A 25,046-nucleotide genomic window follows, 5' to 3' on the forward strand; every position below is an offset into this window, starting at 1 on the left:
ATAAAAACAATAAATCTTTTAAAAAAAATATTATGAAAACAAAATTATTAGTATTAGTGCTGCTCGGTTGGGTAGCTACAGCTTGGGGACAAAATAGAAAAGCCTCGATTAAGCAATTAAATTTATTTACCAGAACAGAAAAAGTCAGAACAGAAAAAGCTGGTGTAAAGATTGAAAAGGATTCTACATTTATTCAGCCTACATTATTTTGGGCACAATATGATACAACGAGAAGGGGTTCCATGCTTTATGTTGATAAGAACCAACGAATTCGAATGCTTTCTGAAAATCCACCAGATGCAGCTTTACAAACTATAACAGAAATTACTGCAAAAGTAAAAGGTTTAAAAGGCGATATAGGTGAGGCTGAAGCTGCATTTAAGGCACAAAAAAGTATTGCCGAACTCGGGAAACGTACGGCAGCAGTTAATATGTTACGTGATGCTCTTTATAGATTAAATGAATTATATTATGCAACTGCAGATGAGAAAAAAGATATTCAACAATTCATTCAGAATTTAAGTAATAAAAATGCGAGTATAAATATTCAAATGGAAGGAGAAAAGGCAAACATTAATGAACTTTCAATGTTTCAAACAACTTTGGCGAGTAGTGAAATCACAAAATTATTTACCTCTATAATAGGCAGTACTGAGGAAATAGCTAAAGAAGAGGCTAAAGTAGATCTAGAATCTGAAAAAACAAAACAGGAAGAAGCAAAGGCAGAAATTTTAAAAAATCAAATAATAATGACTGCTTTGCAAAAAGTTGAAGGAAACTTATCTAAAGAAGATTTGGATAAACTTTTAAAAGAAATAGTAAAAACAATAAAGTAAATTTCCGGTTCTCCAAAATTACCCCACAGATTTTTAAAACCTGTGGGGTTTACTGAGTATAGTTACGTAATTCCCCTATCTTTGCAAAAAAAAAGAAATCAGATGAATTGTCCTTGCTGTTCGGGTAAAACCTATGAAGAATGTTGTGCACCTTTTCACAGAAAAGAAAAACATGCACTTACTGCTGAAGCCCTTATGCGTTCCCGATATTCAGCCTATGCGATTCCTAACGGAGAATATCTGATGGAAACTACCCATCCCGGAAAACGTAAATTCCATGACAAAGCAGATATGCAGGAATGGGGAGAAATGAACCAATGGACAAAGCTGGAAATTGTAAGAACTCCGGCATTAAATCATGTGGAATTCAAAGCCTATTTCATCAACTCAGAAGGTCAGGAACAAATTCATCATGAGTTTTCCTACTTTCAGAAGATGCACAACCGTTGGTATTATGTATCAGGGGATTTTATGGAGTAATCAGACTCAACAAAAGTTCAAAAATAAACCATGGTAAGATATCTTACCATGGTTTATTTTTATGTTGGATTTTATAGAAAAACTTAGTGCCATAATTAAATTTATGCTGAAACTTACTTTTGGCCACCGCTGTTTTTCTCTACATCTGTTTTGGTATTTCCTTTTACTTTACTATTTCCAAAACGTTTTACGAATGAAAGTGAAAATCCATACCAATCTGACCTCATAACAGATCTGAAGGTACCATCCGGGCTATAGGTGGTATTATCGAAAACTGGTCTGTTGAAGATATTCATCAATTGCAAACTTACCTCCATTTGTGTTTTTGGGAATATTTTTGTAGCAGAGATATTATGGAAGATATTTGTTTTATTGGTCAGAGAGTTTCCATTGTTGGGGTTAGAGAGTTCCACCCATGCACTCAGGTTAATGTTTTTGTTAAAAATATTAGTATACGAGATATTGGCTGAAGCTCCTATATAACTGATATAATTTTTACTTCTGAGATTATTTCTCTCATTAAAATCATGATTATCAATATAATACCACCCTGCTCCTATATTGATATTGAGTTTATTCTTCAAAAAAGTCTGATTGGTATTTGCAAAAAGATAATATTTTTTCACTTTTCCATTCAGATTGGCTGGAAGAGTAATAATTTTACCATTTTCTTCTATAAAAGTAGTCCAATAATCCCGGTCAGTATACATATATCTTGCTGAAAGAAAATACTTTTTCTTAAATCCGAACTTCATATAAAGCCTGTGACTCGGGTTCGGTTCCAAATCCATATTTCCGCGTGAGAATGTTCCTTCGTTGGTAGGAACAAGGAAAGGATTGAATTCGGTGTACCATGGGCGCCATAGATTACGATTATAAGTAAGGCTCAAATCATAGTTTTCTGAGAAAGAATATTTAAGCAATAAATTAGGAAGCAACGTACCATAAGAATCTTTTCTTGAAGTAGCTGAAACATCCTCCCTCATTTTATAAACAATGTTTTCATAACGGAACCCGATTCTTGTTTCGAGTTTTTTAAAGAAGGTTTTACTATAGTTTATGTATAGAGAATTGATATTTTCTTCATAATGAAAGATATCATTGGTATGGAGCCTATCTATATTATTTCCGTAAATATTGTTAGGGACGACATTATTATTGAAATCCATTTTTCCACCTACCTCAATACTTCCATTTTTTCCTAAAGGTTGCGTATAATCTATCTTAATATAATAATTACGCATTTGTTCATGAGAACTAATTCCAAGTTGGTTGATATCTGATGAAGTACTATAGTTTTTTAAAAATTCATTCTGATTTTTCTGAGAATTGTAATTAGATCCTAAATCGATATTCAAAATCTTATTTTTATTCTTATCATAATATTTATAAAAGAGATTGACTCCTACTGTAAGGTAACGGCCGTTTACATCCTGATCCTGATGGTAGGTATCAAATGGAACCCCGTTTTTGGTTCTGTTAAAGTCAGCATCAGAAGTTGATACATTTTTACTTTGATAATACTCCAGAATAAGGCCTATGCTGTTTTTATCGTTCAACTCATATTCAGAAGTGGACGATATAGAAGGGCTTTTATTTGAACTTAGAATTTCATTGACAATATTGGTAACATCATTGTCTTTATATAAAGTGTTGGCATTGGTGTTTTTCTGAAAGTTATTATTATTACCATAACTCCCGATCAAGGTCTGGGTGAAATTTTTCTTATGATAATTGAGGTTGAAATTGGTATACTGTGAATTTTTGGAATTTTGCCTGTTATTGAAGGTTACACTTCCTTTAATTCCCTCATCATCTCTTTTCTTTAATACAATATTGATAACTGATCCGGTTGTTTCATAACGGGATGAAGGGCTTGTAATTATCTCAATTTTTAAAAGATTATCTGCAGGAATGGTTTTCAGGTACTCTTTTAATTCTTTTCCTGTAAATACAGATTTTCTGTCGTTAATGTAGACCGTTACCGATTCTCCTTCTGCTTTTATAACATCATTATTATCAATGTTTACCAAAGGGGTCATTCTCAAAACATCCCAAGTGGTATTTCCTGCCAGAATAGAGCTGTTGGATACATTAAAAATAGTTCTGTCTACTTTTGATTCCACAGTGGGCTTTCTTGCTGTAAGAATAACGCCTTCTATCTGACTTTTTTTCTCTCTGATAGTATCATTTTTGGCTTGAGCAATAACTAATGATCCCATTAATAACGCAATTGAAGATATAGTTATTTTCATTCAAATGATATTTTATTAATAAGACAACAATCTATGAAGATTGTTACACCAGATTCAAAAAAATAAAATTATTTTGAGCTATTCGTTTGCTTCCCTATCTGTAATTTTATTTTCTATTTCGCTTTTGAAAGTGCCATTTTTATGGCAAGAAAACCTATTACACTTGCCATAAACCATTTCTGAGCTTTTATCCATGTTGGGTTCTTTGCAAAGAAACGTGCGGCTTGTGCAGCAGTTAGTACAATGGTAAAGTTGATACTAAAACTTACAAATACCTGTATAACTCCCAGTTCCAGACTCTGAGTGAAAATGGAGCCATATTGAGGTTTGATAAACTGTGGAAAGAAGGACAGATAGAAAACAGCTACTTTAGGATTGAGTACATTCGTAAGAAAACCTACGGTAAATAATTTCCGGGGGCGGTCAATAGAAATATTCTGATCTACTTCAAATATATTTTTGCTGTTAGGCTTTATTGCCTGATAGGCTAAATACAAAAGGTAAACTGTTCCTAAAGTCTTTAGTACAACATAGGCATATGGTACAGCAAAGAGTACTGCTGTCAGCCCAAAAGAGACCATTACGATATGAAACAGGAATCCACAAACAACACCTGCAAGCGATGTAAGACCTGCTTTTCTTCCCTGTGTTATGGTTCTGGAGATCAGATAGATCATATTAGGGCCAGGACTGATTACTAAGATAAAAGCTGCTATAATAAAAAAGATAAGATCGTGAATTGGTATCATTTTATTAATATATTTTTAAAAACTGTTTAGCCCCACCCTGTACTGTCCTCTTCAACAAAGTCCTTCTCCGGATTCAGAATATCCAGTATAATAGACTTTACCGATTTCATTGGTAGTTCAAGGTCAGATTTACTAATATAGCTGTCTCCGGATATATTTAGCATTTTAGGTCCCTCATCAGGTGCTACAAAGCTCCATATACCACATTGTACTTCCTGATCCGGAAAAGCACCGGAAGTCAGCGCGCAATGTGCATAGATAGATAGCTGCACTTCCTGTTTGTATTTTTTATCAAATAACTGCGTGTCTTCATCCTTTTTAGGATTAGACTTTACATTAAGGTCACCCGCTTTAGCACTTTTATAGTCGATAATGCGGAGTGTTCCGTTGAAGCGGTCTATTCTGTCGGCAAAGCCATTAAAACTTATTTTATCCTGCTGCTGGTCATCCAGATAAAAATCAGCATGAATATTATGCTCCAGAGCCAGAATTTCCAATGAGTTTCCTAGCTCTACATCGTCCAGATCTTTCTGAATGATATTCTGAAGTGTCCTTTTAGCAACCGATTTATGAATGTAATTCATTCCGCGTTTATAATAATCCGGGGAATGTTTTAGTTTTTCTATAATAATATAGTCCAACGCCTCCTCTACTTTGTTCTGAGCTTGTTTAAGATCTGCTGTTGTCAGTTTTCTGTTTAGTAAGCTCTGGTAAAGATAATCCAGTGTATAGTGTACAAGGTTACCAAAGTTACGAACCGATATCTCTTCTTCCAGTTCATCCGGAAGTCTTGTGTTCAGAATCTGATTCAGATAGAAATCCAATGGATTATAGAGATAAGCATTGAGATGAGAAGGTGAAACTTTCTGTTTCCAAAGCTCCAGTTTTTCCAGCACCAATGATGTTTTCCTGATGCGTATCGGTTCCTGATTCACAGGTTCAGAAGAGCTGTCTACAACATAATTTTGTATCTGATGCTGACTTTCCATTTCGATCTGAGTGATGAAACGGCTTTTCTCACCGATATTTACCCCACTTGTAAGCCCGTTAAAGAGCATGTATACATTTTTAGCTTCCTGAATAAGTCGGTAAAAATGATATGCATAGATAGAATCGTTTTCCAGAAAAGTGTTCATTCCGAAATTACGACGGACATCGAAAGGCAGGTAAGTATTCTGGGTTCTCCCTAATGGTAGTTTACCTTCGTTTATAGAAAGCATAATGACATTTTCAAAATTCAGCAAACGGGTTTCCAAAAGTCCCATAAGCTGTAATCCCGAAAGAGGCTCCCCTTCAAAATCTATGGTTTCGGTACTTACGAGTTGGTTAACCAATACTTCCAGAGTAATGATGTCTACAAGGAAATCATATTGTTGTAACTGATTTTTAAGACTTATAAACGCTTTCTCGAAGCTCGATATATTTTCATAATCTATATCGTTTATCTTTTCAAACTTACATGAGACGCAGAAGTCGATAAGTGTATCCAGATATACTTTTGGATCATTTGGTTTGGTAAGTAAATTAATATATGATATACTTCCTAAAAGCTCATTAAACAGTTTTCTGGAAATATAGACCAGATTCCTTTCTTCCAGCTGTTCCAGAAAACCTTTAATAATAGGTTCATCTTCTTTCTTGTATGGTAGTTCCTCTAACAAGGGAACAAGATCTGCGTAATAATAAGACGAACTGTTTTTATCCAACTGTTTTTGCAGATAAAAAAGCTTTTTCATGGCCACACTGAATGATAAATTCTTCAGTGGGAACCCCATTGTAATGTTCAGACTTTTCACCAGATGCTGGAGACTTTCCAGCGTTGGTGGCAGCAGGTTTTCGTCCAGAAGAACAACTGCAGTATTATTTAGTTCAGGGTTTTGTTTCCGAAGATCATCGAGAATATGCGGAAGAAGTTTTGTCTGTGCAATATTTCCGGAAACTTCGAATACCTGAATGTTTTTATTTTCCGAAAAATGATTTTCTATCCAGCTGAAAGGTCTGTATTCATTAAACTCTTTCCAATGCTGATGTTCGCGCAGAAATTTTCCGGCTTCCTGGCGTCTGTCTTTGATATAATATTCGTCTGCCTGGAAAAAACATAATGCTTTATCCCATTGCAGGAGATTTCTGACCAACTTTTCTTCTACAGGCGTAAAAGCATTAAAGCCACAGAATACCAACTGTAGTTTTGTAGTTTCAGCAAAGTGGCTTACAGTTTCTTTTACCTTTTCGTGAATAATTCCGGGAGTTGCCAGATTTTCCTGAAGCAATTCTTTTTTCAGCAGCGGAAGAAAAGAATTCATTTTCTGCCAGAAGTTCAGGTTGCGTCGGTGTGGTTTATCTTCACCAAGCAGTTCGCCCCAGTTCTTGATACGTTCGTCTGAAAGCATAAATTCCAGAACCGGAGTATCACTTTTAGAAAACTTCAGCATATCATCCCAATCCTTTAAAAGTGTTGGGAACCATTTCAGGAAAGACTGTATATCCTCTTTCGGGTCTATTTTACCGTAGGTTTTGTAAGCGAAAAGCCATAAAGGAATACCCGAGATCTGCTGTAGTCCGGATATTTCTGTAATGAGCTCGTCAATAGTCTGAAATTTCGGCAGTATTCCTTCGTATTGTTTCTCTGCCAGAATCTTTTTGATAAAAACTGCCGGACGTTTACCCGGAAGTATAAAAGTATAGGCATGAAGAGGTTTGTCCTGCTGAAGGAGACTGTCAACAATTTTGTTTAGAAAACTATGTTGGGTAGTTTCAGACATCTTTTATAAAATCTTCAAAGTCCTGATAAAAGTTTTCGAAGGCAGTCATTTTTTCTACAAAAAATTCGAAAGTTTCCTGCCACGAATTTTTATTGAAGATACTTACATTTTCTTTCTGTACCCAAATACGGCTTATTTCTTTTCCGCTTTCCAGAAAGTAATGCTCCTCCATAATAGCATCCGGAAGATAATCTTCTCGTAATAAATTTTCCAGCGATTCAATTTTCTCATAATAGGCATTTCTGAAAAGCTCATCTTTCATTTCTATATCTAAAGAAACTTCTGCTTTCTTATTATCTGCGTAAAATTTGAAAGAAAAATCTTTGATTTTTGTATCATATAAAAGCCACTTCCGGGGAAATGATTTCCCGAAAGCTGTCCAAAATTCTGTCTTCAGTTGTGCCGCTTCTTGTTTGGAGAACATATTGAGTGTGAACCTTTTATTTGTTTTGTTTAATGCCAGCCATTTGTCTGGCTATTTTATATTAAACCTCACAGGTTTCTATGCCTATGAGGTTTGTTTTATACTATTCTGTGTGAAGTCAAACTGTTTTAGTTATCGTCTCCTTCCTCAAACAGATTTCCTATTGTACCATCATCATCAAAATCCTCAGAGATATCCGGAATTTCTTCAATTACTTCCTCCTCTTCAGGTTCAGGAATTGTAATGTTGATGGTTCGTATTTTATCTTTTGACAGCTGATTTCCTAATGCTTTAATACCTTTTACAGTAATAAATTCATCTATCAGTATAGTTTCCGGATCTTTATCTTTTCCTTTTTCTTTACTGAAGATCAGTTCAGCTGATGCATTTTTACCGGTACTTACCCACTCTACAAAAGATTTAGGGTGTTCCGACGGGAAGAATAGCTGTGGATTGTTTGTGCTTTCCAATAAGAAACGCTTTACAAAATAACGTTCTTTCTCACCATCATAGTAGATACAGCCTATTGACTGTTCCGGCTTCCATTTTTCAAGGATAATATATTCATCATCGAAACGGTTAGAAAGATCAAAGCTTACAAGGCGAGCCTCTCCTTTTGGTGTAACCAATAAGATTTTGTCTTCACCTTTAAAAGTTCCCAGGAAAGTACCTCTTGCATCAGCATTCAGCCTTCTTACAGCTTCATCAAACCATATTTTACGAGGAGCCAGTGTAGAAACACCTTCCTCCTTCATTTCGATCTTTTTAATCGGATATTTGGTTACCAGATTACCTTTAGAGTCTCTACCCTTTATCGCCAATTCAGAGAAGTCTATATCCAGTTTGTTTTTACGGATACGGGCACTTGGTTTCAGTAATACGTTTACAACTTCAGCTTCACCATTGGCGTTGGCAGAGAAGTAAAGTACTTCCGAGCCTTTCTTATCCGATGCCAGGTTGTATTCATTGCTTCTGATAACACCGGTAACAAAGAAACGCTTCATGTAATAAGGTCCTTCTTTGCCTTCGCGATAGATCATGTTATAAACCGTACGCTTATCATTTTTCTTCCAGATGCCAACGTGCAGTATATTTTTGCCAACAAAAGTTTTAGACTCTACCTTGGTAACGAGCATGGTACCATCTTTACGGAAGATAATAATATCGTCAATATCCGAACATTCAAAAAGGAACTGGTCTTTTTTCAGTGAAGTACCGATAAAGCCTTCATCGAAGTTAGCATAGAATTTCTCATTCGCTACAGCTACCTTAGTTGCGTCGATAGTATCGAAAATTCTTAGTTCAGTTCTTCTCTCTTTATTCTTTCCATATTTTTTCTGGATATTCAGGAAGTAATCTATTGCATAGGTAATAAGATTCGCCAGATGATGTTTCACCTGCTCTATTTTTCCTTCCAGTGCTGCAATATTTTCCAGAGCTTTATCCTGATCATAACGGGATATTCTCATGAAAGGAAGTTCCGTTAGTCTGATGATATCCTCAACAGTAACTTCGCGCATCAGGTGCTTGGTAAATGGATTTAGAGCCAGATCAATTGCACCGTACACCTCCTCTTTGGAAGCTCTGTTTTTAATCTCCTGATAGATCTCATTTTCTATGAAGATTTTTTCAAGAGATGCAAAATGCCATTTCTCTTCAAGCTCTCCAAGTTCTATCTCTAATTCCAGTTTCAGTAATGATACAGTATGATCTGTATTCATTTTCAGAATGTCAGAAACATTCAGGAACATTGGTTTATCCCCTACAATAACACAGGCATTTGGTGAAATAGTTACCTGGCAGTCGGTAAATGCATATAATGCATCAATTGTTTTATCTGGTGATACATCCGGATGAAGGTGAATTAAAATTTCTACCTTATCCGAAGTATTATCTTCAATTTTCTTGATTTTAATCTTCCCTTTCTCATTCGCCTTGATGATACTATCAATAAGGTCCCCAGTCGTTTTGGAAAATGGAAGTTCTGTTACAATAAGCGTATGCTTATCTTTTTGGGTAATTCTTGCTCTTGCTCTTACCTTACCACCACGTTGTCCGTCATTGTATTCAGAAACATCCAGCAGACCTTCTGTAAGAAAGTCAGGAAATACCTGGAAAGGTTTCTTTTTCAGGTAAGCAACAGATGCGTTGACTAATTCGTTAAAGTTGTGTGGTAAGATTTTGGTAGAAAGACCTACACCAATCCCTTCTACTCCCTGTGCCAGAAGCAAAGGGAACTTTACAGGAAGATCAATAGGTTCGTTATTTCTTCCGTCATAAGATTTAGACCATTCGGTAGTTTTCGGATTGAAGACTACTTCCAGAGCGAAAGGAGTTAGCCTGGCTTCTATATAACGGGCTGCAGCTGCACTATCTCCCGTGAATATATTTCCCCAGTTTCCCTGTGTATCTATCAATAATTCTTTCTGTCCGATTTGTACCATCGCGTCGGTAATAGACGCATCACCATGTGGGTGATATTTCATCGTGTTACCTACGATATTGGCAACTTTGTTATAACGTCCGTCTTCCAGCTCACGCATAGAATGCATAATTCTTCGCTGTACGGGTTTCAGTCCGTCATATACGGACGGAATTGCACGGTCAAGAATTACATAAGAGGCATAATCCAGAAACCAGTCCTGGTAAAGCCCGGAAACTTTCTTTAATGATTCTTCTGCGTGGTTTAAATTGTTTTCTTCCATTTATATTGGTAGCGCTGTATATTATTTATAAGAATAAGAAATCGACATATTCAGAGGTTACTGCTATAATGTTGATTAACTAAGTTTTAGCGTTGTCATACTGAGTTTGTCGAAGTATTTGATTATCCTTCTGTTTCTGTTACGACCTCTTCTTTCAGTTCTTTTTTCTCGATGTCTGTATCTTCTACAACAAGATTCTCCAGAATGAAGTTTTGTCTGTCTGGTGTATTTTTACCCATATAGAATTCCAGTAGTTGGTCTATAGTAGTATCTTTACCCATAACAACAGGTTCAAGACGAATATCCTTCCCGATAAAGTGTTTGAATTCATCCGGAGAGATTTCACCAAGTCCCTTGAATCGCGTGATTTCGGGATTTTTCCCTAGCTCATTCAATGCCTTTACTCTTTCAGCCTCGCTGTAACAGTAGCGGGTTTCTTTTTTATTTCTAACCCTGAACAAAGGTGTCTGAAGGATATATAAATGTCCGTTCTTGATAACATCCGGGAAGAATTGCAAGAAGAAAGTAATCATTAGTAATCGGATGTGCATACCATCGACATCGGCATCGGTGGCGATAATAACCTGATTATAACGAAGATCTTCCAAACTCTCCTCAATATTAAGAGCTGCCTGAAGCAGGTTGAATTCTTCATTTTCGTAAACTACCTTCTTGGTCAGCCCGTAGCAGTTTAAGGGTTTACCTTTTAAACTGAATACCGCCTGTGTCTCTACATCACGGCTTTTCGTGATAGATCCTGATGCGGAATCTCCCTCGGTAATAAAGATCATAGTTTCCGATTTACGATCGGCTTTCTGGTCGTTGTAATGCTGACGGCAGTCTCTAAGTTTTTTATTGTGAAGCGATACTTTCTTTGCACGCTCACGAGCCAGTTTCTGAATACCGGAAAGCTCTTTTCTTTCTCTTTCGGAAACGATAATTTTCTTTAATAAAGCTTCCGATGTTTCTGGTTCTTTATGAAGGAAATTATCAAGTTTGTTTTTAAGGAAGTCATTTACGAAAGTACGTACAGTAACTTGCCCCGGCCCCATTTCGTTACTTCCCAGTTTGGTTTTGGTCTGAGATTCGAAAACAGGTTCTTCTACTTTTATGGAAATAGCAGCGATAATAGATTTTCTTACATCGGCAGCTTCATAACTTTTATTATAAAATTCTCGAACAGTTTTTACAAATGCTTCACGGAAAGCATTGAGGTGTGTTCCCCCTTGTGTTGTATTCTGCCCGTTAACAAATGAAAAATACGTTTCGGACTGAGATTTGTCCGAGTGCGTAATAGCAACTTCAATATCATTGTCTTTCAGGTGAATGATTGGGTAAAGGATTTCACCATCAATTTCATCCTGAAGGAGGTCTTTAAGACCGTTCTCTGAAACAAATACCTGTCCGTTGAATACAATTTTCAGCCCTGGATTCAGATAAGAGTAATTTTTAAGCATCTTCTCGATGTACTCTTTTCTGAAACGATAGTTGGTGAAGATTGTATCATCTGGTACAAAAGTAATTTCGGTACCATTTCTTTCGGTAGTATCTGCTTCCGGAAAATCCTGTACAATAACCCCCTGACTAAATTCAGCTACTTTGGCTCTTCCTTCACGAACTGATTTTACTTTGAAAAAGTTAGAAAGGGCATTTACAGCCTTGGAACCTACTCCGTTCAGACCTACAGATTTTTTGAAGGCTTTGGAATCGTATTTACCACCGGTATTCATTTTGGATACCGCATCTACAACTTTACCCAAAGGAATACCACGACCATAATCCCGGATAATGGCCTTTCCTTCATCCAGTTTTATTTCGATTCTTTTACCAGAGTTCATGGCAAATTCATCAATCGAGTTATCGATGATTTCTTTTAAGAGAATATAGATACCATCATCGGCGGAAGAACCATCTCCCAATTTTCCGATGTACATGCCGGGACGCAATCTTACATGCTCCTGCCACTCGAGGGATCGTATATTATCTTCGGAATAGTTAACAGTAGTGTTTTCAGACATTCTTGAAATTGTAATATCTACAAAAATAGTGATTTTTTGTGAGTTTTTATGCCTTAGAGTAATGCTTTATAAGTATTTTTGTTTGTCAAAAAAAATATAATGCCGTTGCTTTTAAATTCAAAACTTCCTGAGGTTCAAACGACTATTTTTACAAGGATGTCTATGTTGTCTCAGCAGGAAAATGCTGTAAATCTTTCACAGGGTTTTCCCGATTTTTATCCGGATGAAAAATTGTTAGAGAGTATTGGTAAATATGCTGTAAAAGGTTTTAATCAGTATGCTCCAATGATGGGTGTAGAACCATTACGTAATGCGATTTCTGAAAAAGTAAAGTATTGTTATAGTATAGATTATAGCCCGGAATCTGAAGTAATGGTTACAGCAGGTGCAACAGAGGCTCTCTTCTGTTCTATTGCTGCGTTGGTGAATGCAGGAGATGAAGTTATTGTCTTTGAACCTGCCTATGATTCTTACATTCCGGTGATCAGACTTTTTGGAGGAATTCCTAAAACGATGAAACTTCATTATCCCGATTATAAGATTGACTGGTCGGTTGTAAAGCAACTGATAACGGATAAAACAAAGATGATTATCATTAATAATCCGAATAATCCGGCTGGGAATATTTTGGATGCAGAAGATATTTCCCAATTGACAGCTTTGGTTGAAAATACCAACATCGTTATTCTAAGTGATGATGTGTATGAAAATATTGTGTTTGATGGTAAAAAGCACCTAAGTCTCAGTCAGTCTCAATTGAAAGATAGAAGTATTATTGTGGCTTCTTTTGGGAAGCTGTACCATATTACAGGCTGGAAGCTGGGGTATGTGCTGGCTCCGGAATCTATTATGCAGGAGGTGAAAAAAGTGCATCAGTACAATGTATTTAGTGTAAATACGCCTGCTCAGTATACTATAGCAGAGCTTTTGCAAAACCCGGATAGTTATACAGGATTACCGGGATTCTTTCAGGAAAAAAGAGATCTGCTGGCAAAAGGTTTGTCAGAAATTGGATTTGAAGTTTTAATTCCTGAGGCTACTTATTTTCTGTCTGCTTCTTATAAAAAGTTTTCAGATTTGGGAGATTTGGAATTTGCTCAATGGCTGACCAAGGAACACAAAGTAGCTACAATTCCGTTCTCTTCTTTCTATGAAGATGGCACGGATGAAAGTGTAATACGCTTCTGTTTTGCCAAAAAGAATGAAACAATAGAACATGCACTGGAAAATTTACAGAAGCTGGCGCCACGATTTTTATAAATCTTGCTTAATTAGCCGTGTCAAGGTTCGAACCTTGATACGGCTCCGTAATACAATAAAAGCTTCCCATGGGAAGCTTTTATTGTATATTTTGATGATTGATTATTTACACATTAAATCTGAAATGCATAATATCGCCATCCTGTACGATATATTCCTTTCCTTCTACTCCAAGTTTGCCAGCTTCTTTAATTTTAGCTTCAGTACCATATTGGATATAGTCGTTATACTTAATTACTTCAGCACGGATAAATCCTTTTTCAAAGTCAGTATGGATGACACCGGCAGCTTGTGGAGCCGTCCATCCTTTTCCGATAGTCCAAGCTCTTACTTCTTTTACTCCCGCAGTAAAGTATGTCTGAAGGTCTAATAAGGTATATGCAGTACGAATAAGACGGTTTACACCTGGTTCTTCTAATCCAAGTTCTTCAAGGAAGATTTGTCTTTCTTCAAATGTTTCCAGTTCGTTGATATCTGCCTCAATTTGAGCAGCTAAAACAATAGTTTCGGCATTTTCAGATTTTGCCATAGCTTCAATCTTTTCAATCCAAGGATTACCGTTTTTCACAGAATTCTCGTCTACGTTACAAACGTAAAGAACCGGCTTGTTTGTTAGCAATTGGATTTCAGAAATAATTCCGGTTTGGAAATCATCTGCAGGAAATTCTCTGGCATTTCTTCCACTTTCAATAAATTCTGAAAGTTTTACTAAAGTTTCGTAAGCTAAAACATCATCTCTTTTACCAGATTTTGTTAATTTCTTAGCTTTATCTACTGCTTTAGATACGGCTTCTAAGTCCTTAAGCTGTAGTTCGATATCGATGATATCTTTATCTCTTAACGGATCAACAGTACCTTCTACGTGAGTAATGTTGTCGTTTTCAAAACATCTTAATACGTGAATAATTGCTTCACATTCACGGATGTTAGCCAGGAACTGGTTTCCTAAACCTTCACCTTTACTCGCTCCTTTTACAAGTCCTGCGATATCTACAATTTCTACAACTGCAGGTAAAACTCTCTCTGGTTTTACAAGCTTTTCCAGTTCGAATAAACGCTGATCCGGAACAGAAACAGTCCCTACGTTTGGTTCTATAGTACAGAATGGATAGTTAGCGCTCTGAGCTTTAGCGTTACTTAAACAGTTAAAAAGAGTTGATTTACCTACGTTGGGTAAACCTACGATACCACATTTCATTAAAAAATAATTTGTGCAAAGATAAGGTTTAAACTGTTTATTTGAAAATCTGGTTTTCAGGAATACATTGAGAATAAAAAATCCCAACATAAAGTCGGGATTTAAATATTTTTAAAGTTCAGGTTTATAACATAATAACCCCTTCTATCTTAGCTGTTTCTTTATATAGCCTTATTACATGTTCTGCATCCAGAACAAATGCTACGATGGTACAACTCATGTATTTTCCATTACTGCTTTCCCGCGTTGAAAACGTATTTTTGGTTTCATCGAAAACTTTATAAATATCAGTCAGCAGACTTGGATTGTTTTCGATAATGAATTTGAAAGTATAGTCCTCTGGAAAATTATGATGCTCTTCCAGCTGTGTATGCAGCTTTTTGTAAAATTCTTCAGGGTTAGGTGCTTTGTTAATATTGTTTTCCTTGTTCATGATCTTTATGTAAAACCTTATAAAAGGTTAGTGAAATAATGCTGCAATTTAATAAAACTTAGATTATTTCCATGCATTAGGATTGGTAACGTTGTTTACTTCGTAATTTTCAATTACATAGAATAGTCCGTTTACCATCTGCTCGGAAGCTAATCTGGTGATTGGAGATGCCGCATTTACATTATTTTTCTTATCTGTACCCAGAATTGTACCTAAGATACCACTGATGCTGCTTCCACTTAGAGCTGTATTCACACTTTTTACAATTCCGTATTCGTTAAGTTTTGCATCTACCTGCGGCTGAATTGCGCTGATTAACTTTTCTCTTGTTTTATTTTTCAGATAAGCTGTAGCGGCTCCTTTTCCGCCGGAAGCAATGTTAATCGCATCTGTAACGGTCATTTCTCTGATAGCCTGAGTTACAATTGGTTTAGAAGTATTAACGGTAAGCTTTGCTGCTTCAGCAATATATTGTTTTTCTTTTTTTACAAGATTGCCTAATCCTACAGACTCCAAAGTATTGTTTACTTTGCGGAGCTCTTCCGGCATTGCGGACTCAATTAATGCATTGGTCATAAATTCCTGTGGATTTCCCAATATATTGAATCCCTGGCTACTGGCATTGAAAAGAAGATTTTGTAATGCACCAACCCCCATTGTCCCGCCTAAATTTGAACCACACGACGCAAGACTTCCTGCTGCTAATACTCCCGTAGTGAGTACAAAAACTGTTTTTTTCATAATTACTTTTGTTTCTGTTTGTGACAAATAGTATTCCAAACTCTACATCTGTATAAAGTTTTATATAGCTTTTAACGATTATTAAACAAAATTAGTACTTGTTTTTAGTTATATTTGTTAGGTGCCTGGTCTCGGGTTATTTGTGATAATTGGTATCCGGCTCTTTTGTCTTTTAAGAAGGAGATAACAGATTAAAATGTATAGAAATGAAACCAGAAAATTTAAATAAAGCAGGAAATGTATTTTACGTGATATGCCGGATGAGTATAGGCTTATTCTTTTTTATTACAGGCCTCAATAAATTGTTCCATCCCGTTTTTCAGGGGTACATGCTGAATACGATGATTAAAATTGGATTTTCGGATCCTCAGCTTATGGCACATTTTGTAGCATTTAATGAAGCCTTATGGGGATTACTTCTCTTGTTGGGCTTACTGACAAGACTTAGTTCTTTTTCACTTATCATTATTATGATCGTAGCACTTACCACCAAAGATATTCATTCAATTCCAACAGAACTGATTCCGGTTGATCCTAAGATAGGTGTCCGTCCAATGGATAATTTTACGTGGCTGACCTATTTCTTTTTTCTTCCGCAAGTCTTATATATTATGCTTTTAGGTATATTTTCATTTTACGGATACAAAGTTTTCGGACTGGATTATTTCCTGAAAAAGAAAAAAGCATATTCTTCATGGTAAAAAGAATATGCTGCTATTTTAATAAATCTAAGGTCTCTGTATAATTAAACGTGTCCTTTAGAAATATACACTACTTTTTTAGTATCGAAAAATTCCCCCTCGAAATAATTTTTCAGATTAAAGACTTCTGCTTTAATTCCTGCTAATTCCTCGGCCAATTCTCCTCCTTTAAGATATAAAACACCATTGTGTTTAGGGTTGAAATTCTCTTTTTCGAATTTACCTTTCAGCCATGTAAGGAAAACAGGCATCTGGGTAACTGCACGGCTGACAACAAAGTGAAACTTTTCATTAATCTGTTCAGCTCTGGCATGGTATGTTTTTACATTTTGTAATTCAAGACCCTCGGCAACAGCATTTACTACAGTAATTTTTTTTCCGATACTATCCACTAATGTAAAATGAGTATCCGGAAATAAAATAGCTAACGGAATACCCGGAAAGCCTCCGCCAGTACCAATATCCAGCACTTTAGTATTTTCTGCAAAAGGCATTACTTTAGCAATTCCCAATGAGTGTAAAATATGCTTTTCGTATAAAGCATCCATATCTTTTCTGGAAATTACATTTATTTTTTGGTTCCATTCTGCATACAGGTTTTCCAGTTTTTCGAACTGTTCTTTCTGTTTTTCAGTTATATCGGGGAAATACTTTAAGATTAGGTCTGCTGACATACTTTGTTTTTAGAGCACAAAAATAATGATAATTCCACGAAAAATTTCGGATAATCCGTTACCTTTGTTAGCAATAAAAATTAAAAACTATGGAAAAATATTCGGATCGACTGAACAGATTAAGTTATTCTCAGACATTTGTAATGTCTAACAAAGTAAGAGAAATGCGTGCACAAGGGGTTAATGTAATAGGTTTAACTTTGGGAGAACCAGACTTCGATATTCCGGATAATATAAAACAAGCAGCATTCGATGCTATCAATGAAAACTACAGCCACTACTCTCCTGTTCCGGGATTTTTGGAATTGCGTGAGGCGATTTCCAGAAAGCTGAAAAGAGACAACAATCTGGATTATAAAGCAAATCAGATAGTGGTATCTAATGGTGCAAAACAATCTATTGTTAATGTACTTTTTGCTATTATTAATGATGGAGATGAAGTTATCCTGCCTACTCCTTATTGGGTAAGCTACGATGAAATGGTAAAAGTAGTCGGTGGAACAAGTGTTTTTATTGAAACTTCTATAGACACTGAATTCAAAATGACTGCAGAGCAGCTGGAAGCAGCAATTACTCCAAAAACAAAAGCAATTCTATATAGTTCACCTTGTAATCCTTCCGGTAGTTACTATACCCGTGAAGAATTGGAAGCAATCGCAAATGTTGTAGCTAAATATCCTCATATTACCATTATCTCTGATGAGATCTATGAATATCTTAACTATGAAGGAGAGCATACAAGTATTGCAGAGTTTCCCCAGGTATATGAGCAAACAGCGGTAATCAACGGAATGTCTAAAGCTTTCGCTATGACAGGATGGAGAATCGGTTACTGTGCTGCACCAACATGGCTGGCTTCAGCTTGTGATAAAGTACAAGGGCAGATGACTTCTGGTGCCAATACAATGGCTCAAAGAGCTTCTATTATAGCATTGGACGCAGGAAAAGAACATTATCAGTCTATGATCAATTCTTTCCAGAAAAGAAGAGATCTTGTATACGATCTGATGAAAGAAATTCCTGGTTTTAAAGTAAACAAGCCTAAGAGTGCTTTCTATATCTTCCCTGAAATTTCCCACTATATTGGAAAAACACTAAACGGGAAAGAGATTAAAGATTCAGACGACTTTGCAATGTTCTTATTAGACGAATCTAAAGTTGCCTGTGTAGGCGGTGTTTCGTTTGGTGCTCCGGAATGTATACGTTTCTCATATGCATCTTCCGAAGCAGACCTTATAGAAGCTGCTAAAAGGATGAAAGAAACCCTATCCAAATATTAATATATGAATTTTTTTAAGAAAATTACTATTGCAACTACTATTGCTGCAACATTCAGCAATATGTACTTTGCGCAAAACCAGCAACACGACTGGAAAGAGGCTACTTCAGCCGGATATACTTATAAATATGTAACGAACGATCCTACTTCAGCAAGATATTATACGCTGAAGAATGGGTTAACTGTTATTTTAAGTCCAACTAAAAAAGAACCCCGTATTCAGGCATATATTGCTACAAAAGCTGGTAGTAAAACCGATCCTGCGGATCATACCGGATTGGCCCACTATCTGGAGCATATGCTTTTTAAAGGAACGGATAAATTTGGTACAAAAGATTGGTCTAAGGAAAAGCCGCTTTTGGATAAAATAGATGGATTATACGAAGAGTATAATAAAACTACTGATGTAGAAAAGCGTAAAGCTATTTACAAACAAATAGACCAGGCGTCTGGAGAAGCTGCAAAGTTTGCAATCGCTAATGAGTATGACAAAATGATGGGTGCTATGGGCGGACAAGGAACCAATGCATTTACTTCTTTTGAGCAGACTGTTTATACTGAGGATATCCCGGCTAACGCTATGGATAAGTTTTTAGCATTGCAGTCCGAACGTTTCCGCGCTCCGGTATTGCGTATTTTCCATACCGAACTGGAAGCTGTTTATGAGGAGAAAAATCGTGGATTGGATGATGACAGACGTAAAGTTTTTGAAACTATGTTTGCAGGACTTTTCCCGGAGAATAATTATGGTAAGCAGACTACCATTGGTACTATCGAACATTTGAAGAATCCTTCTTTAAAAGCAATCCGCGAATATTATAACACTTATTATGTACCTAACAATATGGGGGTTATTATGTCGGGAGATTTTAATCCGGACGAGCTTATAGCTAAAATAGATAAGGCGTTCTCTTATATGCAGACGAAACAAATCCCTGAATATAATCCTGGAAAGGAGAATCCTATTTCTGCACCTGTGGTAAAAGAAGTATGGGGACCTAATCCAGAGAATATTATGATAGGATTCCGTTTCCCTGGTGCTTCTACTAAAGATGCTCGTTTACTTTCTTTAGTAGGTGAAATGTTGACGAATGGACAGGCCGGACTTATAGATCTGGATCTGATTAAAAAACAAAAACTTCTTGGAGCATCAGCATTTGCATATCCTTTGAAAGATTATTCAGTAATGCTTTTACAAGGGAATCCTGTTGAAGGACAGACTTTGGATCAGGTTAGAGAATTATTGCTACAGGAAATTAACAAACTTAAAAAAGGAGATTTCCCGGATGATCTAATCCCTTCTATTGTAAATAACGTAAAGAAAAATACAATTCAGGGTGACGAGAGCTACACTTCCCGAGCAGGTAATCTGATGAATGAATTTACATCCGGTGTGGATCATAAATCTACATTGGATTATATCGGTGAGATTTCTGCTCTTACCAAACAGGATATTGTAAACTTTGCCAATAAATATTTTAATGATAATAATTATGTGGCTGTTTACAAGAGAAAAGGTGCAGACAAAAATGTAGTAAAAGTTGAAAAACCACCTATCACTCCGGTAGAAGTTAATCGCGATGCACAATCCCCTTTCCTGGTAAAGGTTAATAATATGCCAGAATCGCCTATAAAACCAGTATGGCTGGATTATAATAAGGATATTCAGAAATCTAAACTGGGCGAATTAAATATTCTTTCTGTAAAAAATACAGATAATGATCTGTTCCGTCTGCACTATTATTTTGGTGTAGGAAAATGGAATAATAAACTATTGCCTTTAGCAGCAAGTTATTTGGAATTCCTGGGGACTAAAAATAAATCTTCGGAAGATATAAGTAAAGATTTCTATAAGTTGGCAGCAAGCTTTAATGTAAGTGCAGGTAATGAAGAAACCTATATTACATTAGATGGTCTTAATTCAAATTTTGCGCAGACTATAAGTCTTTTTGAAGATCTTCTTAAAAACTGCCAGCCGGATGAAGAAGCTTTACAAGCATTCAAAGCAAGGCTGAAAAAAGGAAGACAAAATGCTAAGCAGAATAAAGGTGCTATTATGGCCGGATTAAGAAGCTATGCTCAGTATGGTGCTCAGAATCCATTTAATAATGTACTTACAGATGCTGAATTAGATGCATTGAAAGCTGAGGATCTTGTTGCAATATTACATGATTTGTTCAACTACAAACATGAGGTTCTTTATTACGGACCAAAAGCCGGAGCAGAGCTTGTTGCAACACTGAAACCTCTTCATATGTCTCCATCTGCATTCAAAAACTTTACTCAGAGCAAAACATTTACCCAAACTACTTCGGATAAGAATAAAGTGCTTTTTGCTGATTATGATATGGTTCAGTCTGAGGTAGCATGGTCCAGAAATTCTGATTTCTATAATGCTAAAGAAGTTCCGACAATTAGCTTATTCAATAATTATTTTGGTGGCGGAATGGGATCAATTGTATTCCAGACGATAAGAGAATCTAAAGCTTTGGCTTATTCTACTTCATCATACTATTCTACTCCCGGTAAAAAAGGTGACAGAGATGTTATCTCAGCTTACGTAGGAACGCAGGCAGATAAATTCAATGAGGCAACAGCCGCTATGAACGAATTGCTTACTACTCTGCCGCAATCTGAAAAACTATTTGTTACGGCTAAAGACGGATTAAAGAAAACATTGGCATCGGAAAGAGTTTCTCAGGACGGAATTATTTTCAATTATATTAAAGCTCAGAAATTAGGGAACAATTTTGATATTCGTAAGAATATATATGAGCAAACACAGACGATGAGTTTTAATGATATTAAAAACTTCCATTCCAAGGAGCTTAGTGGTAAGAATTATACTTACTGTATAGTAGCTAGTGAAAATAAAGTAAAAGAAGAAGATATGAAGAAGCTTGGTGAGTTTAAAAAGCTTACACTGGCTGAAATATTTGGTTATTAATAAGTAAAGATATAAGAGATTTCTTAAAATTATTTTGATAGATTTTATTTATTGAAAAATATTTTATCAATAGAATTTATATTATATCTTTGTGTCGCAAAATTAGATAATCAATAATTATTAATTAATAAAAAAACAGAAGAATTATGGCATTAGTAGGAAAGAAATTCCCAAATGTAACAGTAGACGCAATCTCCGATATGGGTGATAACTTAAGAATTAATATTCTTGAAGAAGCTGTAAATAAGCAGACTAAAGTATTATTATTCTGGTATCCAAAAGATTTCACTTTTGTATGTCCTACGGAACTTCACGCATTCCAGGATGCTACTGAAGAATTTGCAAAAAGAAACACTATCGTAATCGGTGCATCTTGTGATACTAACGAAGTTCACTTTGCATGGTTAAACACTGCAAAAGATAACGGTGGTATTGAAGGGGTAACTTATCCAATATTAGCAGATACACACAGACATCTTTCTTCTATCTTAGGTATTTTAGATCAGGATGTAGATTATGATGATGAAACAGGTGAAGAAGTTTACTCAGGAGGTAATGTTACTTACAGAGCAACTTACTTAATCGATGAAACAGGGAAAATTTTCCATGAAAGTGTAAACGATATGCCATTAGGAAGAAATGTACAGGAGTACATGAGACTAATCGATGCTTATACACACGTACAAAAGCACGGAGAAGTTTGTCCTGCAAACTGGGAAGAAGGTAAAGATGCAATGAATGCAGACAGAAAAGGTGTAGCTGAATACCTTAGCAAGCACTAATCCGTAAAAAATAAAATATAATGTGATAATTGGTTAAGTTAGCTTTTGCTGATTATCACATTTTTTATACCCAAATTTTAACAAAAAATACAACGATGTTTTTAGAATTAACAGAAGATAAATTACAAGAAATTATAAACAGCAATGCTAAAGTGATGGTACAATATGGTGCGTCATGGTGTGGTAATTGCAGAATTATGAAGCCTAAATTTAAAAAACTGGCTTCTGAAAATGAAGATGTTCCATTCTACTATGTAGATGCAGAAAAACTTCCTGAATCCAGAAAATTAGCGAATGTAGACAACTTACCTACTTTTGCTGCTTTTGAAGGAGGTCAGTTAAAAAATCAGGTTCAGACGAATAAAGCTGAAGTTTTAAACGAATTGTTCAACGAAATTAAAGCTTAGACATGAAATTACCAATTATCAGACAGCTATACCAAAACTGTACAGAAGAGCAATTAGATGCTACTCTGGAAGTTCTGGAAAAATTCACTGAATTCAGAGGTGTTTCCGATGAAGATATGGATGTTGCCGGAGAGCTTATTACCAATATTTGCGGGGCACAGGAAGTGCACGCTCAGGTAAAGGCCGGAGCCTCAGAAAAAGATGCCTTAAATGGCTTTGCCCAGAAAGTAATGGGAAGTATCGACAGATAAACCCAATATCTATATAAAAGCAGCCTGAACGGTTGCTTTTTTTGTGTCTAAAAATTAACTTTGTAAGAAAAACTAATCACAATATAACTATTGGCTAGTGCTATAATTATATTAAGACCAGAAACTTAAAAGTAACCACATAGAAAATAAAACATGAAAAGTATAAGAACTCTGCCTGAAAGAAAAACTATTGCCCTCGTAGCACATGATCATAAAAAGGATGATCTGCTAAGATGGGTGCAGAAACATGCTGATAAGTTGACCAAACATAATCTTATAGCTACCGGAACAACGGGGAAACTTATTGAGGAACATTTGGGTGTAGAGGTTAAAAGAGTAATGAGCGGTCCGCTGGGAGGAGACCAACAGCTTGGATCTATGATTGCACAGCGTCAGATAGATATTGTAATCTTCTTTTGGGATCCTATGGAAGCACAACCACACGACAGTGATGTAAAAGCCTTTATAAGACTTTGTGTGGTATGGAATACACCAATGGCATGTGATAGTGCTACCGCAGATTTTATACTCTCCTCTCCTTTTATGGAAACTGAATATCAGGCAGAAATACCAGATTATGAAGGTTATCTGAGAAGAAATATTCCAGAAGCATAAGCAGTACTTCAAATAAACAAGGTATCATATCAGTTCCTGTCAAAAGTTTTAGGAATTCTGTTGTTGTCCAGTTCTTTATCAAAAATCCAGGATATAATATACCAACGGTTATTTTCAAAGAAAAGTTGTACGCTATTGATTCCCCTTCTTACGACAGGACCATCTTTTTCTAACTGGGTTTCGTATGTGCTCCATACGTGGGCGATATTTCCGAAAAGTCTTACCTCTCGGTTGATCTCCTTTTCATAGAAAGCAGTTTCTAGGACCATTTCGTCTGTTTCATTCTGAAATTCTCCGATTGACATAACGACTTGTTCCTGTTTTTCATCAGATCGGTTTGTGAAAGAATAAACCGCTTTAGGATGATGCAGAAATTTGTCTCTTCTCCATTGCCTTTCGGCTCCCTTTTCACCGGATACAACTTCGTATGAGGCTTTAATTATTGAGTCAATAGACAGGACATCTGCTATAAAAGAATTGTTTTCTAAACTTGATTGTGAGGACATAATTTGTTTTATTTTTCAACAAAACTAGTATGCCTTCGGATGCTATGAAAAGTTATTATTTACCTACTGTATTTTTTTATTCAGCTGCAGGGTTTTGTTATTTAGAGGAGTAATTTCTCTATACTATTCAGCAGACAATCTTTGTAGCTTTTTGCAACAGAAATTTTCTGATCATTTATAATCAAATGATTGTCCTCGAAATAATCTACATTTCTGAGATTGATGATAAACGAGTTATGAACCCTCATAAATTCTTCCGGAAGCTTTTCTATAAGATCTTTTAATGATTTATAATACACCAGTTTTTTATTGCCTGTTGTAATAATTTCCACATAATTGCCAAGTCCCTTAATGATAGATATTTCGTCAAAATTTAATTTGATTAACCTTTTTCCGGACTTAATAAAGGTATATTGCTTTTCAGACATATTATAAATTCTATTCCAATGATGTTTATAAATAAGGCACAAACGCAAAGTCTGTGCCTGTATATAGTTTAGGATGAATCAGAAGCTAGATAGTATTAATCTTCTTTTCTTTTTTCAACCAATATAATATCTCTCCAGGTTCCATCAGGCATCTTGCCTATTTTCTCACGGGTACCGACAACTTTGAAACCACATTTCTGATGAGTATTCAGGCTTGCTTTGTTCTCGGGGAAAATACCGGATTGCAAAGTCCAAAAACCATTCTCCTCGCTTTCATTAACAAGTCTGCGAAGAAGCAGTGTACCAAGTCCCTGCCCTTTTACATCATTAGCAAGATAAATACTTACTTCTGCAACACCACTGAAACAAGGTCTTTTACTTACAGGAGATAAAGCTGCCCACCCTATAACAGTGCTGTTTTCATCAGTTATTACAAGTCTGCAGTTCTCGTAGTGATTAATTTTCCAGGCTTCCCAGGTCGGAACATTTTCTTCAAATGTCGCATTATTTCCGTCAATTCCTTCTTTGAAAATATCCAGTACCAACTGACCGTCGGTTTCCTGCATGTTTCTGATTTCAAAATTATCCATAATCC

23 protein-coding genes are annotated in these 25,046 nt (G+C 35.9%); 10 read left to right on the forward strand and 13 right to left on the reverse strand.

Annotation, left to right across the window (positions count from 1 at the left end):
- The first annotated feature begins 32 nt into the window (after window positions 1-32).
- The gene (locus tag AYC65_RS06815) at window positions 33-836 is read left to right on the forward strand and encodes a hypothetical protein (protein WP_052114604.1); all 804 of its coding nucleotides are present in this window, start codon (window positions 33-35) and stop codon (window positions 834-836) included.
- A 102-nt stretch (window positions 837-938) separates the two neighbouring features.
- Window positions 939-1,316 carry a YchJ family protein gene (locus AYC65_RS06820; protein WP_034867110.1) on the forward strand — a complete coding sequence of 126 codons (378 nt, stop codon included), beginning with the start codon at window positions 939-941 and terminating at the stop codon, window positions 1,314-1,316.
- A gap of 113 nt (window positions 1,317-1,429) precedes the next feature.
- Here AYC65_RS06820 and AYC65_RS06825 read toward each other — a convergent pair whose 3' ends face one another.
- The 6 genes from AYC65_RS06825 to AYC65_RS06850 all read right to left on the reverse strand — a co-directional run bounded on the left by AYC65_RS06825 (window position 1,430) and on the right by AYC65_RS06850 (window position 12,229).
- A complete protein-coding gene (locus tag AYC65_RS06825; protein ID WP_034867108.1) occupies window positions 1,430-3,571 on the reverse strand; it encodes an outer membrane beta-barrel family protein in 2,142 nt (713 codons plus the stop codon).
- Between the two features lie 113 nt (window positions 3,572-3,684).
- Complete coding sequence (locus tag AYC65_RS06830; RefSeq protein WP_034867107.1) at window positions 3,685-4,320, reverse strand: LysE family translocator; 636 nt, start codon at window positions 4,318-4,320, stop codon at window positions 3,685-3,687.
- Between the two features lie 26 nt (window positions 4,321-4,346).
- Window positions 4,347-7,082: a PD-(D/E)XK nuclease family protein gene (locus tag AYC65_RS06835; protein ID WP_034867105.1), complete on the reverse strand. Its 2,736-nt coding sequence runs from the start codon at window positions 7,080-7,082 to the stop codon at window positions 4,347-4,349.
- The gene (locus AYC65_RS06840; protein ID WP_009088440.1) at window positions 7,075-7,506 is read right to left on the reverse strand and encodes a DUF4268 domain-containing protein; all 432 of its coding nucleotides are present in this window, start codon (window positions 7,504-7,506) and stop codon (window positions 7,075-7,077) included. Before AYC65_RS06840 ends, AYC65_RS06835 begins: the two co-directional genes overlap by 8 nt.
- Window positions 7,507-7,634: 128 nt before the next feature.
- Complete coding sequence (locus AYC65_RS06845) at window positions 7,635-10,211, reverse strand: DNA gyrase/topoisomerase IV subunit A (RefSeq protein WP_034867102.1); 2,577 nt, start codon at window positions 10,209-10,211, stop codon at window positions 7,635-7,637.
- A gap of 122 nt (window positions 10,212-10,333) precedes the next feature.
- Window positions 10,334-12,229 carry a DNA topoisomerase IV subunit B gene (locus tag AYC65_RS06850; RefSeq protein ID WP_034867100.1) on the reverse strand — a complete coding sequence of 632 codons (1,896 nt, stop codon included), beginning with the start codon at window positions 12,227-12,229 and terminating at the stop codon, window positions 10,334-10,336.
- 99 nt (window positions 12,230-12,328) lie between these two features.
- Here AYC65_RS06850 and AYC65_RS06855 point away from each other — a divergent pair, with 99 nt between their 5' ends.
- Window positions 12,329-13,489, forward strand: a complete 1,161-nt coding sequence (locus AYC65_RS06855) for a methionine aminotransferase (protein WP_034867098.1) — start codon at window positions 12,329-12,331, stop codon at window positions 13,487-13,489.
- 106 nt (window positions 13,490-13,595) lie between these two features.
- Here AYC65_RS06855 and ychF read toward each other — a convergent pair whose 3' ends face one another.
- The 3 genes from ychF to AYC65_RS06870 form a co-directional block, all read right to left on the reverse strand.
- Window positions 13,596-14,777 (reverse strand): redox-regulated ATPase YchF, encoded by a 1,182-nt coding sequence (ychF, locus tag AYC65_RS06860; RefSeq protein ID WP_375600824.1) that lies wholly within the window; start codon window positions 14,775-14,777, stop codon window positions 13,596-13,598.
- 34 nt (window positions 14,778-14,811) lie between these two features.
- A complete protein-coding gene (locus AYC65_RS06865) occupies window positions 14,812-15,120 on the reverse strand; it encodes a YbeD family protein (RefSeq protein WP_034867096.1) in 309 nt (102 codons plus the stop codon).
- 63 nt (window positions 15,121-15,183) lie between these two features.
- Window positions 15,184-15,861: a DUF4197 family protein gene (locus AYC65_RS06870; protein ID WP_034867093.1), complete on the reverse strand. Its 678-nt coding sequence runs from the start codon at window positions 15,859-15,861 to the stop codon at window positions 15,184-15,186.
- 206 nt (window positions 15,862-16,067) lie between these two features.
- Between AYC65_RS06870 and AYC65_RS06875 the strand changes: the two genes are divergently transcribed.
- Window positions 16,068-16,562, forward strand: a complete 495-nt coding sequence (locus AYC65_RS06875; RefSeq protein ID WP_034867090.1) for a DoxX family protein — start codon at window positions 16,068-16,070, stop codon at window positions 16,560-16,562.
- A gap of 44 nt (window positions 16,563-16,606) precedes the next feature.
- On the opposite strand, the gene rsmG is transcribed toward AYC65_RS06875, so the two are convergent.
- Window positions 16,607-17,236: a 16S rRNA (guanine(527)-N(7))-methyltransferase RsmG gene (rsmG, locus tag AYC65_RS06880; protein WP_034867087.1), complete on the reverse strand. Its 630-nt coding sequence runs from the start codon at window positions 17,234-17,236 to the stop codon at window positions 16,607-16,609.
- An 89-nt stretch (window positions 17,237-17,325) separates the two neighbouring features.
- Here rsmG and AYC65_RS06885 point away from each other — a divergent pair, with 89 nt between their 5' ends.
- From AYC65_RS06885 to AYC65_RS06910, 6 genes are all read left to right on the forward strand, one after another.
- Window positions 17,326-18,516: a pyridoxal phosphate-dependent aminotransferase gene (locus tag AYC65_RS06885; RefSeq protein ID WP_034867076.1), complete on the forward strand. Its 1,191-nt coding sequence runs from the start codon at window positions 17,326-17,328 to the stop codon at window positions 18,514-18,516.
- 3 nt (window positions 18,517-18,519) lie between these two features.
- Entirely contained in the window at window positions 18,520-21,462 is a 2,943-nt protein-coding gene (locus AYC65_RS06890) for a M16 family metallopeptidase (protein WP_034867074.1), read from the forward strand.
- Between the two features lie 146 nt (window positions 21,463-21,608).
- Window positions 21,609-22,244, forward strand: coding sequence for a peroxiredoxin (locus tag AYC65_RS06895; protein WP_034867072.1), 636 nt, complete (start codon window positions 21,609-21,611; stop codon window positions 22,242-22,244).
- 95 nt (window positions 22,245-22,339) lie between these two features.
- Window positions 22,340-22,651, forward strand: a complete 312-nt coding sequence (locus tag AYC65_RS06900; protein ID WP_034867070.1) for a thioredoxin family protein — start codon at window positions 22,340-22,342, stop codon at window positions 22,649-22,651.
- A 2-nt stretch (window positions 22,652-22,653) separates the two neighbouring features.
- The gene (locus AYC65_RS06905) at window positions 22,654-22,902 is read left to right on the forward strand and encodes a DUF6952 family protein (protein WP_034867068.1); all 249 of its coding nucleotides are present in this window, start codon (window positions 22,654-22,656) and stop codon (window positions 22,900-22,902) included.
- Window positions 22,903-23,055: 153 nt separating this feature from the next.
- On the forward strand, window positions 23,056-23,517 hold the full coding sequence (locus tag AYC65_RS06910; RefSeq protein WP_034867066.1) for a methylglyoxal synthase: 462 nt from the start codon (window positions 23,056-23,058) through the stop codon (window positions 23,515-23,517).
- Window positions 23,518-23,546: 29 nt separating this feature from the next.
- On the opposite strand, the gene AYC65_RS06915 is transcribed toward AYC65_RS06910, so the two are convergent.
- The 3 genes from AYC65_RS06915 to AYC65_RS06925 all read right to left on the reverse strand — a co-directional run bounded on the left by AYC65_RS06915 (window position 23,547) and on the right by AYC65_RS06925 (window position 25,041).
- Window positions 23,547-24,023 (reverse strand): hypothetical protein, encoded by a 477-nt coding sequence (locus AYC65_RS06915; protein ID WP_034867063.1) that lies wholly within the window; start codon window positions 24,021-24,023, stop codon window positions 23,547-23,549.
- A gap of 101 nt (window positions 24,024-24,124) precedes the next feature.
- Window positions 24,125-24,451, reverse strand: a complete 327-nt coding sequence (locus AYC65_RS06920; RefSeq protein WP_034867061.1) for a LytR/AlgR family response regulator transcription factor — start codon at window positions 24,449-24,451, stop codon at window positions 24,125-24,127.
- 95 nt (window positions 24,452-24,546) lie between these two features.
- Complete coding sequence (locus tag AYC65_RS06925) at window positions 24,547-25,041, reverse strand: GNAT family N-acetyltransferase (RefSeq protein ID WP_034867060.1); 495 nt, start codon at window positions 25,039-25,041, stop codon at window positions 24,547-24,549.
- Window positions 25,042-25,046 lie beyond the last annotated feature (5 nt).

The organism is Elizabethkingia bruuniana (assembly GCF_002024805.1).
Classification (GTDB): domain Bacteria; phylum Bacteroidota; class Bacteroidia; order Flavobacteriales; family Weeksellaceae; genus Elizabethkingia; species Elizabethkingia bruuniana.